Origin of the sequence: Mariniphaga sp. (assembly GCF_041687215.1) — a bacterium.
Classification (GTDB): domain Bacteria; phylum Bacteroidota; class Bacteroidia; order Bacteroidales; family Prolixibacteraceae; genus Mariniphaga.
Window position 1 is genome coordinate 17,631 of sequence record NZ_JAWLCI010000030.1, and the last position, 15,802, is coordinate 33,432.

Here is a 15,802-nt window from a genome sequence, read left to right on the forward strand (position 1 = left end):
TATAAAATTTTAAAATTAATTTATTTACAAAAATATTACGAATTTATAGTTTATTCAAAAACTTAGCCAAATATTCGACAATTTATTCTTGTTCTAAGTTGTTTTCATCTGTTTCTTCACCTTCAGGCAAATCTTCATCTGAATCAGAATTCAAGCTAATATCCATTTCTGAATCAACTATCTCATCTATTACCTCAGCGGCAGTTTCGTTTACCACACGGGCTACAGATGCAATGCTGTCGTCGTCTTTTAAATTAATAAGTCTGACTCCCTGAGTTGCCCTGCCTAACAGTGAAATGGTTCGTACGGCTAATCGAATTGTTAAACCATGTTCAGTAATTATCATTAAATCATTTTTATCCGAAACACTTTTTATGGAAATCAATTTTCCTGTTTTTCCGGTAATATTTAACGTTTTAACTCCTTTTCCACCACGGTTTGTAACTCGATAATCTTCTAATTTCGAACGTTTTCCATATCCATTTTCAGAAATTACAAGAATATCTTCACCTCCGTTCTGCAGGCAAACCATTCCAATAACTTCATCTTTTTCATTAGCCAGTCTAATTCCCCTTACTCCTGACGCTGAGCGACCCATGGGGCGAACCTTAGATTCATTGAAACGAATGGCTTTGCCCGATTTCACGGCAAGCATTATTTCACTTTCGCCGTTGGTTAGCCGGGCTTCCAACAATTCGTCGTCTTCTCTAATGGTTATTGCATTTACGCCATTTTGTCGTGGTCTTGAATAAGCTTCAAGCGAAGTTTTTTTAATCATTCCTTTTTTGGTTGCAAAAAGAATGTAGTTGTTGTTGATGAATTCTTCGTCTGAAAGTGTTTTTACTTTTATAAAGGTAAGAACTTTGTCTTCTGTTCCAATATTCAGGATGTTTTGAATCGCTCTTCCTTTTGATGATCGTGTTCCTTCAGGAATTTGGTACACTTTTAACCAGTAACATCTTCCGTGCTCGGTAAACAGCAATAGTGTGTTATGCATGGAGGCGATAAAAATATGCTCAAGGAAATCTTCATCACGGGTTGAGCCTCCTTTTGAACCAATTCCTCCCCTGCCCTGCGTACGGAATTCACTAAGCGGAGTTCGTTTGATATACCCCAAATGAGAAATGGTAATAACCATATCTTCATCGGCATAAAAATCTTCCGGATTAAATTCTTCGGCATTGGGAATAACTTCTGTTCGGCGGGCATCTCCAAATTTATTCTTTATTTCCAGAAGTTCTTCTTTAATAATATCCATCCTCAGCGAAACATCAGCAAGAATCGTTTTGTAATACTCAATCTGTTGCATGATGTCCTCATATTCTTTCCTCAGTTTGTCCTGTTCAAGACCCGTTAACTGCCGCAAACGCATGTCAACAATAGCTCTTGCCTGAACCTCGGAAAGTCCGAATCGTTCGGTTAATTTTTCTCTTGCTTCATCGGGAGTGGAAGATCCTCTGATTATGGCAATTACTTCGTCGATGTTGTCGCTGGCAATAATCAGTCCTTCCAGAATATGAGCCCTCTTTTCGGCTTGTTCCAATTCATATTGCGTCCGCCGGGTAACCACTTCGTGGCGATGATCCACAAAATGCCTGATAATATCTTTCAGGTTCAGCATTTTGGGCCTTCCGTTTACCAGGGCAATATTATTCACATTGAAAGCGGTTTGAAGTGCCGTATATTTGTAAAGTTTGTTCAGCACCACGTTACTCATGGCATCTCGCTTAATATCATATACCACGCGCATTCCATCCCTTCCCGACTCGTCGTTTACATTGGAAATGCCTTCAATTTTTTTATCATTTACCAGGTCGGCGGTTTTTTGAATCATTTCAGCCCGGTTAACCTGGTAAGGAATTTCGGTAACTATTATTTTTTCACGGTTTCCCTCATTTTCAATGTGAGCTTTTCCACGCAGAACAATTCTTCCCCTGCCTGTTTCATAAGCTTCTTTTACACCCTGGTAACCATAAATTATTCCACCGGTAGGAAAATCGGGCGCTTTAATGATTTCAATTAACTCAGAAATTTCAATGTCGTTATTTTCAATGTATGCAATAATGGCATCAATACTGTCAGAAAGGTTGTGTGGGGCCATGTTGGTGGCCATACCCACTGCAATTCCCGAGGCTCCGTTTACAAGCAACTGGGGAATACGGGTTGGAAGAACCGAGGGTTCTGAAAGCGACTCATCGAAATTAGGCTGAAAATCAACCGTATTTTTATCGAGGTCGGCCAGTGTTTCTTCTGCAATTTTTGCCATTCTGGCTTCGGTATAACGCATGGCAGCAGGACTGTCGCCATCAACCGAACCAAAGTTACCCTGACCGTCAACCAGCGGATAACGCAAAGACCAGTGCTGGGCCATCCTGACCATGGTGAAATAAACCGACGAATCTCCGTGCGGGTGATATTTACCTAAAACTTCACCTACTATCCTTGCTGATTTTTTATAGGATCTGTTCGACAATATTCCCAAATCATACATTCCGTAAAGTACCCTGCGGTGAACCGGCTTAAATCCATCACGAACATCGGGCAATGCACGTGAAACAATGACTGACATCGAATAGTCAATGTATGCAGATTTCATCTGCTCTTCAATGTTAATCCGAATTATTCTTTCTCCTTCACTCATTATATTCTATCTGCTTTAAAATAATTTTCTACTTTTTTAAAAAGACCCACAAAAATAGTAAAAATCATCTGTCAAAAGGGCATATTTGGGTTTGATTTATAAAAGGATTAAGGAGAAGATATCAACAAATTAACTGTCAATAATTCAGTAAACCAGTTTATTCCTTAAAAACTTCTTCGATGTTTATTAATTTTGCACTGGTATTTTAAGTATTTTAGTGGTTCAAACTATTAGGAATAGTTTTTGTTTAAATAGGTAAAATTTTAAAATGAATATGGATTCTCAGTTTTCTCCAAGAATAAAAGACATTATAGGTTACAGTCGTGAAGAGGCCATCAGGCTGGGTAACGATTATATTGGGCAAGAACATCTTTTCCTCGGTATTTTAAGGGATGGAGAAGGTATTGCTACCGATATTCTCGAAAACCTGGGTGTAAATCTGGCAGATTTAAAGCAACTCATTGAAAAGAAAGTTAAAACAGACAAACCCATTAACGGGAAAGTGGATTTAATGATGCTGAAATCGACGGAAAAAACCCTCAAACTTGTTTACCTCGAAGCTCGCTGGTTTAAAAGCCCTACAGCCAACAGCGGCCATCTTTTGCTTGCTATATTAAAAGACAATGATAATATAGTAACGCAGCTTTTGGTCGAGTTTGGGGTGAATTACTACATTGTTAAATCTCAGTTAAAAGATTATAAAAGCCCGGAAGCACGATCAGATTTTCCTGAAAGCGAAGATGACGAACCGGCAGGTGCTTTTTCGCGCGGACCCGGTGGTGCCCAGGGCCCCAAAAAAGGTTCAACGCCAAAATCAGACACTCCGGTTCTGGACAATTTCGGGATTGACATTACCAAACTGGCTGAGGAAAACAGCCTCGATCCGATTGTTGGCCGCGAAAGGGAAATTGAACGACTTGCCCAGATTTTAAGCAGAAGAAAAAAGAATAACCCGATATTAATAGGCGAACCTGGCGTTGGAAAATCGGCTATTGCAGAAGGTTTGGCTTTGCGCATTGTGGGCAAAAAAGTATCGCGGATATTATTTGACAAGCGGGTGGTTAGTCTCGACATTGCATCAATTGTGGCCGGTACAAAATACCGCGGACAGTTTGAAGAACGGATGAAAGCCATTCTGAATGAGTTGACTAAAGTTAACAATGTTATTCTTTTTATTGACGAAATTCATACCATAGTTGGAGCCGGCGGAGCAACGGGTTCGCTTGATGCGGCCAACATGCTGAAACCCGCTCTTGCGCGTGGCGATATTCAGTGTATTGGCGCCACCACACTTGATGAATACCGGCAGCATATTGAAAAAGACGGTGCACTTGAACGGCGTTTTCAGAAAATAATGGTGGAACCCACTTCGGTTGATGAAACCATTGAAATTTTAAACAACATTAAAAGCCGGTACGAAGACCATCACAATGTGAATTATACACCAAAAGCCATTGACGCTTGTGTAAAACTCACAGCCCGCTACATTTCAGACCGGTATCTGCCTGACAAAGCCATTGACGCGCTGGATGAAGCAGGGTCGCGGGTTCATATTTCGAATATTAATGTACCCGACCGGATTGTAAAACTGGAAGAAAAAATTGAACTGACAAAAGAAGAAAAAATAGCTGCTGTAAAAAGTCAGAACTTTGAACTGGCAGCCAATTTCAGAGACAAAGAGAAAAATCTGCTTCAGCTTCTGGAAAAAGAAAAGGAAGCCTGGGAGAAAGAATTGATAAACCATAGGGAAACCGTTGACGAAGAGAAAGTTGCCGAAGTTGTTGCCATGATGTCAGGTGTGCCGGTTCAGCGCATTGCGCAAGCCGAAGGCAAACGCCTGATGAACATGGAAAAAGATTTGAAAACAAAAGTTATCGGGCAGGAAGAAGCAATTCAGAAAATTGTAAAGGCCATTCAGCGAAACCGTGCCGGACTGAAAGATCCGAACAGACCGATTGGCTCGTTCATCTTTTTAGGTCCTACAGGAGTTGGTAAAACCCAGTTGGCCAAAGTATTGGCAACCTACCTGTTTGACAGCCTCGATTCTCTTATCCGCATTGATATGAGCGAATACATGGAAAAATTTTCTGTATCGCGTTTGGTTGGCGCGCCTCCGGGTTACGTGGGTTACGAAGAAGGCGGACAACTAACTGAAAAAGTAAGACGGAAGCCTTATTCGGTTGTTCTGCTCGACGAAATGGAAAAAGCACATCCTGATGTGTTCCACATTTTACTTCAACTTTTGGATGAAGGCCGCCTGACTGACAGTCTGGGACGAAGTGTGGATTTCAAGAATACCATTATTATTATGACATCCAACATTGGAACACGCCAACTCAAGGATTTTGGCCGCGGTGTTGGTTTTGCCGTGAATAAATCGCCGGAGTCAGACAATGAGCATGCGAAGTATGTAATTCAGAAAGCGCTCAAAAAAGCATTCGCGCCCGAATTTCTTAACCGAATTGATGATGTGGTGATGTTTAATCAACTGGATAAAAAACATATTCACCAAATTATTGATATTGAAATTAAAGACTTGTATAACCGCGTTGAATCGCTGAATTACAAGCTGAAAATTTCGCCTGCTGCCAAAGATTTTCTGGCCGAAAAAGGTTACGACCCGCAATTTGGTGCTCGCCCGTTAAAACGTGCAATTCAAAAATATCTTGAAGATGAAATGGCTGAAATAATTATTAAAGCTTCCATAACCGAAGGAGACACTATTTCGGTTGGATTCGACAAAAAGAATGAAAAGCTTTTAATACGAATTTTATCGAGTAAAAAAGAGTTAAGCAAAAATTAGAGAAAAAGCCTGGGAGACCAGGTTTTTTTTATGGCATGTACTTAATGGCAAAAAGGCAGATATCGTCAGTTTGAGGATTATCGCCTTTGAATTCATTTAAATTTTTCTCAATGTTTTTCACAATTTCAATTGGAGGAAAATCACAAAATTTCTGTAAATCTTCTTTCAGGCGCTCGTTCCCGAATTGTACTTTCTTTTCATTCAGCAATTCAGTAACTCCGTCGGTATATAAAATAATAGTATCCCCTTCATCAAGTTTTATTTTCGATTCTTTATATTCCTTTTCAGGATAAAGCCCAAGCGGAAGGCCGTGAGCCACATTGAGCTCAGTAATTTTTCCGTCAGGTTTTAAAATAAAAGGAAAATCGTGCGCACCATTACAATAATTCAAAATTCCTGTTCTCAGATTCAGCACACCCAGGAAAAGCGTAAGAAAATACTGATGATGATTGCTGGTGCTCAGCTCAATATTTGTTTTAGTCACTATTTCTTTTGAACTCATCACGTCTGCTTTGCTTCTGATTATGGTTTGTGCCACACTCATAAAAATTGCTGCCGGAATTCCTTTACCTGATACATCGCCAATGGTAAAAACCAGGTTTTCGTTGTCAATAAAAAAATAATCGAATAAATCGCCGCTAACCACCCGCGCAGGTTTGTAAATGGCATACAAATCTATATCATTCCGGTTTGGAAATGCCGGAAAGTTAGTTTTTATTAAACTCATCTGAATTTCGGAAGCCTGCTGTAAATCCTGTTTCCTTCGTAAACTTTTCATCTCTTCCTCTTCGCTTACAGTTCGGTACTGGTCGAACCATTCCCTCAGGTACTCCAGCGTTTCAGAAACTATTTGAACTTCGTTGCTGGTATTATTTTTAATAAAATCTTCTCCTCTGAAAACCGTCAGCCTTGAGGTAACATCGCTAAGTGGTTCAATTAGTTTTTTTGTTATGAAGTAAATGATTAAATAAATGAACAGAATTCCAGCCAGAGCAAACAATATCATGCGGAATGTTACCCAATTCAATTCATTAAAAAGTTCCTTGTAGGGCAGAATAAAAATAAGAAACCATCTGTTTTCATTAACCGGTGTATAATAAGCCCAGCTTTTTTCAAAATTGAGTATTTCCGGATAGACAATGATTGAACCGGTTAGCCTGTTTTGAAAAATTGTGTCGAGATTAATCTTGTTTCGATTAATGGATTTTGAAGGAAGGGAATAAGCATTCTGATTTAAAATCCAGTCTTCGTAAGGATGGGTTATGTAATCTCCCTCGTGTGTAATTAAAAAAGCATACCCTCTTTCACCAATTTCCATTTGGTTTATTGCCTCATTTAATTCGGTTAATGAAAGTTCGCAGATTACATGTCCTGAAAAAGTTTCCTGCCCGTCCTGTTCAAAGGCAATTACCGGAGTAAAATAGGAAACCACTACATTGCCTTTTTCGTGGCATCGGTAAGGCTCTGACCAACCTGAATCATCAGCACCCAGAATATTTTCATATATCTCTTTTTCTGATTTGCAATAAAATACCGGTTCCGAATTCTGTTTAAAAATGAGTTCGCCGTTTGTATCATGAAAAATGTAGTAATGATTAAAAGGAAGTGAAACTGCAGAATCAATTTTCACATGTATAGCATTCAAAAAAGGATATTCTTTCATAGCCATGGATAGCAAAAATTCTGCACCTTCATTTTGGCTGTAATAAATTATTTGCTTGGCAATGTTTTTGGCTACTTCATTTGTGGTTATTGTATTTTGGTTTACCAGAGAATTTATTTCCATGCTCATGCTAATTGCATGATTTTCAATATTATCTCTCAGCAATTTCCGGTTAAATAAATAATTTGCTGTAATAAAAGCAACAAAAACGGCAATTACGGCCAACGATATAAAAAGTGTTAAACGATATGCAATCGACTTATTGAACATTCCCTCTTATTCCCCCTATTAGATGGAAACAAGTTAAGGATTATTTTTCAAAATAAAAGTTATTCTGTAAAATTTATCCAGGTGCGTGTTCCTTCAAACTCACAGGTAAATGTGGCCAAATTAACTGCTTTTTTCAGTGCATTTTCGAAGTTGAAATTTGACAACAGGAAATAGTAACAAAATGCGCCATGCAAAAAATCTCCAGCTCCCAATGTGTCAACTACTTTTACTCGTTCAACAGGTACTTCTCCACTGCCCTTTTCTGTCTGAAAAATTAAACTTTGGCTGCCCAGGGAAATAGCAGAGCGAAAAACATTTTTACTTTTCAGAAAATCAAAAACATCGGTGGCATCTGAACACCCTGGCGGAAAAAAATCGGATGAACAGATGGCAATGTCGGCATGCTTCAGTAATTCATCATACTGCGGTTTCCAACTTCCGCAATCAACAACCACAGGAACTCGTTTTTCCCCGGCCAGCTTTACACAATCAAGAACAAATTCAGGGTAAAAACCATCAAGCATCAGTATTTCAGGATTTATTGCATTTAACAGTACATCCGGCGAAATTTCAGGTTGAATGGGTTCCGGATAATGGGTGAAAATATTCCGGTCACCATTTTGCTTTGAAGTAATTACCGAAGCCAGAACAGGATTCGTCTCCTGCGATGCGACCAAATCAGTAAACTGAATTTGTGTTTTGTTGAAATCGGTTTGAACAAAACTTTGGAATGGATTTTTACCCACTGCTGAAACCAGATTTGCTCCTTTGTTCAGATGCGCAAAAGCCACAGCAGCATTGGCAGCCGGTCCGCCAACCAGAATGGCAGGCGATTCGGTTTTTACCTTTTTATTGGGCTGTGGAAATTTTTCCACAAAAAACTGAATATCTACTGTGGTCAATCCGATGAAAAGTCCGTTGTATGGCATTAGTATAATTAAAAAGGAGGTGAATTTTTCCAATGCACCTCCCCTGTTCCTTATTTATTATGAATGAAAATCAGGTATTCATTGCTCCACACACCTGAATTACCTGGCCGCTCACATACGAAGAAAGGTCGGAAGCCAGGAAAGTGGCAACTCCGGCAACTTCTTCTGGCGTTCCACCCCGTTTCAGCGGAATGGAAGCTTCCCATGCTTTGCGGGCGTCTTCGGGAATTTTTGCCGTCATCTCGGTAATAATAAAACCAGGTGCGATTGCATTGGATCGCACACCGCGTGAACCCAGTTCGCGCGCTACCGACTTGGTGAAACCAATGATTCCGGCTTTCGACGCAGAGTAATTTGCCTGACCGGCATTTCCGCTCACGCCAACTACCGAACTCATGTTGATAATAGAACCCGAGCGCTGTTTCAGCATAGTTTTTTGTGCCGCTTTGGTAAAGTTGAAAACCGATTTCAGGTTTACATTTATTACGGCATCCCACTGCTCTTCTGTCATGCGCATCAGCAGCGTATCTTTGGTAATACCGGCATTGTTTACCAACACATCGATGCGGCCAAAATCTTCCACTATCTGATTTACAACACGTTCCGTATCGTCAAATTTACTGGCGTCGGAAGCATAACCTTTTGCTTTTACACCCAGCGACTGCAATTCGGCTTCGGTTGTTTTCATGTTTTCATCTTCAAACAAATCAGTAAAAGCCACATTGCAACCTTCTTGTGCATATTTCAAGGCAATGGCTTTTCCAATTCCTCTGGAAGCGCCTGTAACAATGGCTGTTTTTCCTTCAAGTAATTTCATAATTGATAAATTTTGTTGCGCAAATATAACGGTTCTTCTTTTGAATTAAAACAATTCCTTTTCCAGTTTACTTAATACTTCCGATGCTTTTCCTTTCAAGTGAATGTCGGTGACCGGGCCGGTGAACATGGTTTCTTCAGGATTGATTTCAATAATTACAGCGCCACTTTGTTTGGCCGTTCGCGGCACAAATGAGGCGGGAGTAACTTCTCCTGTTGAGCCTACAATGATACAAACATCGGCTTTTTCGGCATCGGCAAATGAATTTTCGTATGCATCGCGTGGAATGCCTTCTCCAAAAAAGATAAAATCGGGTTTCAGAATTTCCCCGTCTTCGTCGCAGCGGGGCGGAATTTTTTTAAAGTCAAATTCTTTAGAACTAAACAGTTTTCCACATAAAAGGCATTTCAGCCGTTTGGAATTGCCATGAAATTCGTGCACAATTTTGCTTCCGGCCTGCTGGTGAAGGTTGTCGATGTTTTGTGTTACAAGCGATTTTAAAAGGCCTTCCTTTTCCATTCGGGCCAGTACCTTGTGAGCTTTGTTGGGTTTGGCATCGGCAAAAAAATCGTAAAAAATTTCACGAATGTAAAACCAGCACTCTTCATGATTTTCAAAATAGAAACCCAAATCGAGCACTTCCGGGTTGTATTTGTTCCACAACCCATGTTCGCCTCTGAATGGTGGAATGCCGCTTTCAACCGAAATTCCGGCGCCGGTAAAAGCCATCACAAATTTCGATTCCCGAATAATTTCTGCTGATTCTCTGATTAGTAAATCCATAAAACCTTGTTTAATTGCGGCTAAAACTAATCAAAATAATACCAATTTTTTGCGATTTTGAACAATTTTCATTCAGGTATTATGCCGATATAGAAAAACACAATCATTGGGAGTGAGCGAACCAATGAATAATGTTTTTCATCATCGGTATAAATGGTATATCTTTGCAGAAAAGTAAAGGAATATGCTCGATCAATCCACCATTTGTGCCATTTCTACTTCGCCCGGAAGCGGCGCCATTGCGGTTATCCGGCTATCGGGAAGCGAGGCAGTTTCCATTACCGGTAAAATTTTTCGCAGTCCGAACAAAACGAAAAAGCTGGAAGACCAGCCGGCAAATTCATTACATTTCGGACAAATTGTTTTTAACAGCGAAGTGATTGATGAAGTGGTAGTTGCACTATTCCGGACACCTCACTCTTTTACGGGCGAAGATATTGTGGAAATTTCGTGTCACGGTTCAGTGTATATTCAGCAAAAAATTCTTGAAATCCTGGTTGAAAACGGCGCCCGACTGGCCCGTCCGGGAGAATTTACCCAACGCGCGTTTTTAAACGGAAAAATGGACTTGTCGCAGGCCGAAGCGGTTGCCGACGTGATTGCCTCGTCGAGTGCTGCGGCACACAAACTGGCGCTGAACCAAATGCGTGGCGGCTTTTCCAAAGAAATTAACGAACTGCGTGACCAGTTGCTTCATTTCACTGCCATGGTGGAGTTGGAGCTTGATTTTGCCGAGGAAGATGTGGAGTTTGCCGACCGTACCGAATTGCGAAAACTGGCTGAAAAAGTGGAGTTGCTGCTGCGAAAACTGAAAAATTCCTTCCAACTGGGAAATGTTATTAAAAACGGAATTCCGGTGGCCATTGTGGGTGAAACCAACGTGGGAAAATCGACTTTGCTGAACGTACTGCTCAATGAAGACAAAGCCATTGTTTCTGAAATTCACGGAACTACGCGCGATGTAATTGAGGATGTAGTAAACATTCACGGCACTGCTTTCCGGTTTTTCGACACCGCCGGAATTCGTGAAACCGTTGATCATATTGAAACACTGGGCATAGAACGTACTTATCACAAATTAACTGAAGCCACCATGGTTCTGCTGGTGGTGGATACCCAAAACCCCTACCCTGTTGTAAAAGGCCGGATTGACAAAATCCGCAAACGGATTACCAACAGTCAGCAACTGATAATTGTGGCCAATAAAATCGATGTCGGAAAGCCGGAAACCATCGAACAACTCAAAAAACTGAAACTGGGGCAAAATGAAAAATGCGTATTCATTGTGGCCCGTGAAAAACAAAACCTCGAAAAACTGATTGACCTAATGACCCACGTTGTAAACACAGACCTAATAAACCAGGAAGATGTGATTGTTTCCAATGCCCGACATTACGAAATTCTGAAAAACGCCCATGCCGCCATCGAACGCGTTTTAACCGGCCTCAAAACCGGCATTACCGGCGATTTCCTTTCGCAGGATATTCGCGAGTGTTTGCACTATCTCGGCGAAATCACCGGTGAAATTACTACGCATGAAGTATTGGGGCACATTTTTAAGAATTTCTGTATCGGAAAGTAAGCGATCAATTAATCAACCAATTGTCAACCCCGGTAAATCAATATGGTACATTTCCCAACCACCGTATTCACTGGGTTTTAGTTTAAAACATCCGTCACCTCTAAAATCGTATGTTTTACTACTGGTTTCGTATAAACCTCTGTAATGAATGGTAAAAGTTACTTCGGCATCGGTTTCTTCCTCATTGATTTCAAATTTTTTTTCGTTGTAGGTCACAATTTCAAACTTATCGAATGAATCAAGAAAATAGTTTATACAGTTAACAACTTTTTGTTTTTCAATATGATTTCCAGCAGAATCCTTATAATTTTCGATATTGATATAAAGCAGATCGTAGCCCTCCCCGCCAATGTTTTCCATTTTACCCATTGTCATTCTAAAAAAATAATCAATAGCATCTTTAATATCCAACTTTGCATTGGGATGAAATTCTTCATAGGTAAAACAGCTCATCATTCCTGGTATCCGAATATCATCCATTTCTTCCTGAAACAGTTCTTCTGTGATAAAACGGTATAATTCAGCATCATCAACTTCGCAAAGGGTACTTAAAGTTATTTTATTTTCTTCCATCAAATCAAATAAGCGCTCCAACTCCTTTGTGATTTCGTATGGTTTAAGTTCATCTTTCGTTTTGAAAAAAGGCTTATTCATATATTCCCAAACAGTTGTGCGTTTGGCATTATCAAATTGTTTTTCAAACGCTTCAATTGAATTCAGCCATTGATTTTCCATTTCCGGAGAAAGTTCGTTGAACTCAGAAAAATGAGCTCCGTACTTTTCTTCAAGCTCCTTCTTTTTTAAACCATTATCAATTTTCTTATCGTAATAATCGTCTTCTTTTTTATTCATTGTGAAAGATTTTACGGTTTTCTGATATTTTATAAGATCAAATCAAAATTATTAAAAATTAAAATATCTTTACTTTTCAATAATTATCTCCTTTTCCTCAAACGACCACGCTGAAAAACAGCCCAGTGCCCCGTTATTAAAATTGGATATGGGATTGGCTGGCGCAGGAGATCCGGGGTTTGTATTGGCCATTTCGCGGAAGGTGGTGAAATAAAGAAATGCGTTTTCGTCAATTGACATCAACTGAACGTATGCCGTATCACCCATATCAAACAGTTGTCGGCGCAATGTTACCTGAATGCCTTTTCCGTTAAGACGGCTGTCGTCGAATACAATTAAATCATCCACATCGTTCATTAACTCTCCGTTCTTATGAACTTTTATCCTGTAGTAGTTATCATTATCAGGAGGATCTGAAAAATAAAGCAGTAGCCGGTACCCACCTTCGAAAAAACGTACGTCCGGCTGGTATTCATACCCTAATGAATCAATTTTAACCAAAGGAAAAAGGGTGGATTTCGCCTCATATTTTTTTCCTTCAGATTCAACATTTAAACGATATTCTTTCCCATGTTGCAACGGAAAATTTTCTACTTTGTAAATTCCATGGCCAAATGCTTCTGCATTAACACGATTTGCGCCATCATATTCAAGATAAACCTGAGCATTATCAATCAATTCAGGCGAAGATGTACTGAAATAACTGCCTGTTTTTGAAATTTTAACTTCCAGTTTCGCATCGTTATAAGAAAGGTTTCCCTCAATTACAATTTGCGGATCAACTTCGTTTAAATCCACTTCGATAACGCGCTCACAACCAGGAATAATGAACAGATAAAAAACGGAAAGTAAAAGTAGAGTTCCAATACGAAAAAAAAGTGATTTGTAGAGATTGAATGGGGATTTGTAGAGATTGAATGGGGATTTGTGGAGATTAAGTGGAGACTTTTGGAGATTAAGTGGAGACTTTTGGAGATTAGGTGGGGAATTATGGTGATTATGTTGTGAATTGAAATTATTCATAATTTTTGCTTTTAAAATTTAAACCGGTAGCTTACTGATGGAATAGCCTTAAAAAGTGATACCTGCACAGCTTCTGTTTCTGCTGGGTTGTCCTCTTTAGTCCGGAAGTCGATAAAATATGCATTTTCGCGGGCGTAGGCATTGTAAACCGAAAAATTCCAGCTCGATTCAAACTTGCTGGTTCTTTTTCGTTGCCACACCAAACCTAAATCCAATCGGTGATAATCAGGCATCCGGTAGCCGTTTCGCTCGGTATAATAGCCAATTGTCTTGCCGTCAATTTCATATTTTCCGCTTGGGAAGGTAACTGCATTTCCGGTGTAATAAATCCAGGTAGCCGAAAGCTTCAGCTTGCGTGTAATGTCGTACATGGCAACTACTGAAACATCGTGAGTGCGGTCTTGCCTGGCCGGAAACGGATTTCCGTTGCTTATTTCGTCGAACTGCCGCATGGTTTTCGACCAGGTGTAACTGAGCCAGCCGTTTAATCGCCCCAGGTTTCTTTTCAGCATAAATTCTGCACCGTATGCCCAACCCCGGCCAAATACAAGCTCCGATTCCACGGTTGAGTTAAAAACCAAATCAGCGCCGTTTTTATAATCAATCTGGTTTTGCAAACCTTTGTAATAAACCTCCAGAGACGACTCAAACTCATTATTTAAAAAATTCCTAAAATACCCCAGTGAAACCTGATCGGAAATCTGAGGCTTTACATTGTTGGAACTTGGCAGCCACAAATCGGTGGGTGTAGTTGTGGTGGTGTTGGTGAGCAAATGTAAAAACTGATAAATACGGTTATACGAGGCTTTTACCGAACTGTAGTCATTCAATGAATAGTTGACTGCCAAACGTGGTTCCAGCCCCCCCTGGGTTTTATAAAATTCACCTTTTTCTGTTTCAGTGGTTTGAATTAACTCCCCATTTTCATCAAAATCATAAAATTCACCAGGCCCTATATTACTGAACAACGAAAGGCGAAGGCCATAATACAACCTTATTCTATCTGTTGCTCGCTGTGAGTTGGAGATATAAGCAGCCCACTCTACAGCATTTCGCCTCGAAATATTTTCCGGAGGAATATAACCGTATCCTTCATTTACAGAAACCTCTCCCGGAATAATTCTGTGATTGATAACGTTTGCTCCGAATTTGAAGGTATTATTTGAATTGGCATAAAAAGAAAAATCCTGTTTTAGATTGACATCACGAATTTCGGAGCGGATGACCAGATCAAGATTTTGCATTACATTAATATTGTAGGAGTAATTGCTGAAAATGAGCGACGTATTGGAAAACAACCTGTCACTAAAAATATGATTCCAGCGCAAAGTTCCCGTGATACTTCCCCAGTCGAAACCAAATTCGTTTTTGTAGCCAAAATCATCGCGACCCAGGTATCCCGAAAGATAAATGCGGTTTCTGCTGTTTATTTTATAATTGGTTTTCAGGTTCAGATCGTAAAAATAGAGGTAAGTATTTTTAATATCCTCTTCCTTCGATAAATTCAGGAACAAATCGGCATAGGTGCGGCGCCCGCTCAACATAAACGAACTTTTATCTTTAACAAGAGGGCCTTCAACAGTAAGGTTCGACGAGATGAGTCCAAGATTACCTGAAACTCCGTAACTTTTTAAATTTCCCTCATTCATTTGAATATCGAGCACCGACGAAGCGCGACCACCGTATTCAGCCGGAATGGAACCTTTCATAAGACTGGCATTTTTTAATGCTTCGGAATTAAACACCGAAAAAAATCCAAGCAGATGCGATGCGCTGTAAACAGGGGCTTCGTCCAGTAAAATTAAGTTTTGATCGATGCCTCCCCCTCGCACATAAAAACCCGAATTTCCCTCGCTGGCTGGTTTAACACCCGGTGTCAACTGAATGGTTTTTAAAATATCGGGTTCGCCAAAAATTACCGGAATATTTTCAATTTGTTTGGGTGCCAGTTGCACTTTCCCCATTTCAACCGAAGTTACATTTTTATCAGCCCTTTCTCCTGTAACCACAACATTTCCAATTTCATAACTGGCACTTTGCAGTTCAACATCCAGTTTAATATTTTTATCCAATTCAATCCTCAAAACCTGGGGTTCGTACCCAATAAACTGAATTCGAATTTGGTAATTTCCTTCCTCAAGAGCCAGGGAATAAAAGCCGTAATTATTTGAAAAAGTACCTGAACCGGACTTTCCCTCAACTGCAATTGCGGCTCCTGCCAAATCTTCGCCGGTTGCACTGTCACTGATATTTCCACTCAATACAAAGCGGTTTTGCGCACCGGCAAAAGTGATATAAAACAGGAAAACAAGTACAATTATGATTTTTCTCAGCATGCCATATTTTTCGAAGCCCAAAAATAACAATAAACTTGATCGTTAATAAAATATTACTAATTTTGGTGACCTTTTTTCAGGGAAAATTGAAGAGAGACTGAAA

At 39.9% G+C, this 15,802-nt stretch carries 10 protein-coding genes; 2 read left to right on the top strand and 8 right to left on the bottom strand.

What is annotated here, in order from left to right:
- Window positions 1–82: 82 nt before the first annotated feature.
- Window positions 83–2,641, bottom strand: a complete 2,559-nt coding sequence (gene gyrA, locus ACESMA_RS11795) for a DNA gyrase subunit A (protein WP_372949022.1) — start codon at window positions 2,639–2,641, stop codon at window positions 83–85.
- A gap of 274 nt (window positions 2,642–2,915) precedes the next feature.
- On the opposite strand from gyrA, the gene ACESMA_RS11800 reads away from it, so the two are divergent.
- Window positions 2,916–5,444, top strand: a complete 2,529-nt coding sequence (locus ACESMA_RS11800) for an ATP-dependent Clp protease ATP-binding subunit (RefSeq protein WP_372949051.1) — start codon at window positions 2,916–2,918, stop codon at window positions 5,442–5,444.
- Between the two features lie 28 nt (window positions 5,445–5,472).
- Here the strand turns inward: ACESMA_RS11800 and ACESMA_RS11805 are convergent, their stop codons facing one another.
- The 4 genes from ACESMA_RS11805 to ACESMA_RS11820 all read right to left on the bottom strand — a co-directional run bounded on the left by ACESMA_RS11805 (window position 5,473) and on the right by ACESMA_RS11820 (window position 9,906).
- Complete coding sequence (locus ACESMA_RS11805) at window positions 5,473–7,377, bottom strand: SpoIIE family protein phosphatase (RefSeq protein ID WP_372949023.1); 1,905 nt, start codon at window positions 7,375–7,377, stop codon at window positions 5,473–5,475.
- A gap of 59 nt (window positions 7,378–7,436) precedes the next feature.
- Complete coding sequence (locus tag ACESMA_RS11810) at window positions 7,437–8,306, bottom strand: PfkB family carbohydrate kinase (protein ID WP_372949024.1); 870 nt, start codon at window positions 8,304–8,306, stop codon at window positions 7,437–7,439.
- 70 nt (window positions 8,307–8,376) lie between these two features.
- Entirely contained in the window at window positions 8,377–9,123 is a 747-nt protein-coding gene (gene fabG / locus ACESMA_RS11815) for a 3-oxoacyl-[acyl-carrier-protein] reductase (protein ID WP_372949025.1), read from the bottom strand.
- A gap of 45 nt (window positions 9,124–9,168) precedes the next feature.
- Window positions 9,169–9,906 (bottom strand): SIR2 family NAD-dependent protein deacylase, encoded by a 738-nt coding sequence (locus tag ACESMA_RS11820; RefSeq protein ID WP_372949026.1) that lies wholly within the window; start codon window positions 9,904–9,906, stop codon window positions 9,169–9,171.
- A 184-nt stretch (window positions 9,907–10,090) separates the two neighbouring features.
- On the opposite strand from ACESMA_RS11820, the gene mnmE reads away from it, so the two are divergent.
- The gene (mnmE, locus tag ACESMA_RS11825) at window positions 10,091–11,488 is read left to right on the top strand and encodes a tRNA uridine-5-carboxymethylaminomethyl(34) synthesis GTPase MnmE (protein WP_372949027.1); all 1,398 of its coding nucleotides are present in this window, start codon (window positions 10,091–10,093) and stop codon (window positions 11,486–11,488) included.
- Between the two features lie 12 nt (window positions 11,489–11,500).
- Here mnmE and ACESMA_RS11830 read toward each other — a convergent pair whose 3' ends face one another.
- From ACESMA_RS11830 to ACESMA_RS11840, 3 genes are all read right to left on the bottom strand, one after another.
- Window positions 11,501–12,340, bottom strand: a complete 840-nt coding sequence (locus ACESMA_RS11830) for a hypothetical protein (protein WP_372949028.1) — start codon at window positions 12,338–12,340, stop codon at window positions 11,501–11,503.
- Window positions 12,341–12,409: 69 nt separating this feature from the next.
- A complete protein-coding gene (locus ACESMA_RS11835) occupies window positions 12,410–13,138 on the bottom strand; it encodes a DUF4249 domain-containing protein (protein ID WP_372949029.1) in 729 nt (242 codons plus the stop codon).
- Window positions 13,139–13,374: 236 nt separating this feature from the next.
- The gene (locus ACESMA_RS11840) at window positions 13,375–15,699 is read right to left on the bottom strand and encodes a TonB-dependent receptor (RefSeq protein ID WP_372949030.1); all 2,325 of its coding nucleotides are present in this window, start codon (window positions 15,697–15,699) and stop codon (window positions 13,375–13,377) included.
- Window positions 15,700–15,802 lie beyond the last annotated feature (103 nt).

What these genes read in the sequence shown, in the direction of transcription:
- ACESMA_RS11805 (WP_372949023.1), bottom strand. Translation starts at nt 7,377, where the DNA reads ATGTTCAATAAGTCGATTGCATATCGTTTAACACTTTTTATATCGTTG.
- ACESMA_RS11820 (WP_372949026.1), bottom strand. Translation starts at nt 9,906, where the DNA reads ATGGATTTACTAATCAGAGAATCAGCAGAAATTATTCGGGAATCGAAA.
- ACESMA_RS11800 (WP_372949051.1), top strand. Translation starts at nt 2,916, where the DNA reads ATGGATTCTCAGTTTTCTCCAAGAATAAAAGACATTATAGGTTACAGT.
- ACESMA_RS11830 (WP_372949028.1), bottom strand. Translation starts at nt 12,340, where the DNA reads ATGAATAAAAAAGAAGACGATTATTACGATAAGAAAATTGATAATGGT.
- mnmE (WP_372949027.1), top strand. Translation starts at nt 10,091, where the DNA reads ATGCTCGATCAATCCACCATTTGTGCCATTTCTACTTCGCCCGGAAGC.
- fabG (WP_372949025.1), bottom strand. Translation starts at nt 9,123, where the DNA reads ATGAAATTACTTGAAGGAAAAACAGCCATTGTTACAGGCGCTTCCAGA.
- ACESMA_RS11810 (WP_372949024.1), bottom strand. Translation starts at nt 8,306, where the DNA reads ATGCCATACAACGGACTTTTCATCGGATTGACCACAGTAGATATTCAG.
- gyrA (WP_372949022.1), bottom strand. Translation starts at nt 2,641, where the DNA reads ATGAGTGAAGGAGAAAGAATAATTCGGATTAACATTGAAGAGCAGATG.
- ACESMA_RS11840 (WP_372949030.1), bottom strand. Translation starts at nt 15,699, where the DNA reads ATGCTGAGAAAAATCATAATTGTACTTGTTTTCCTGTTTTATATCACT.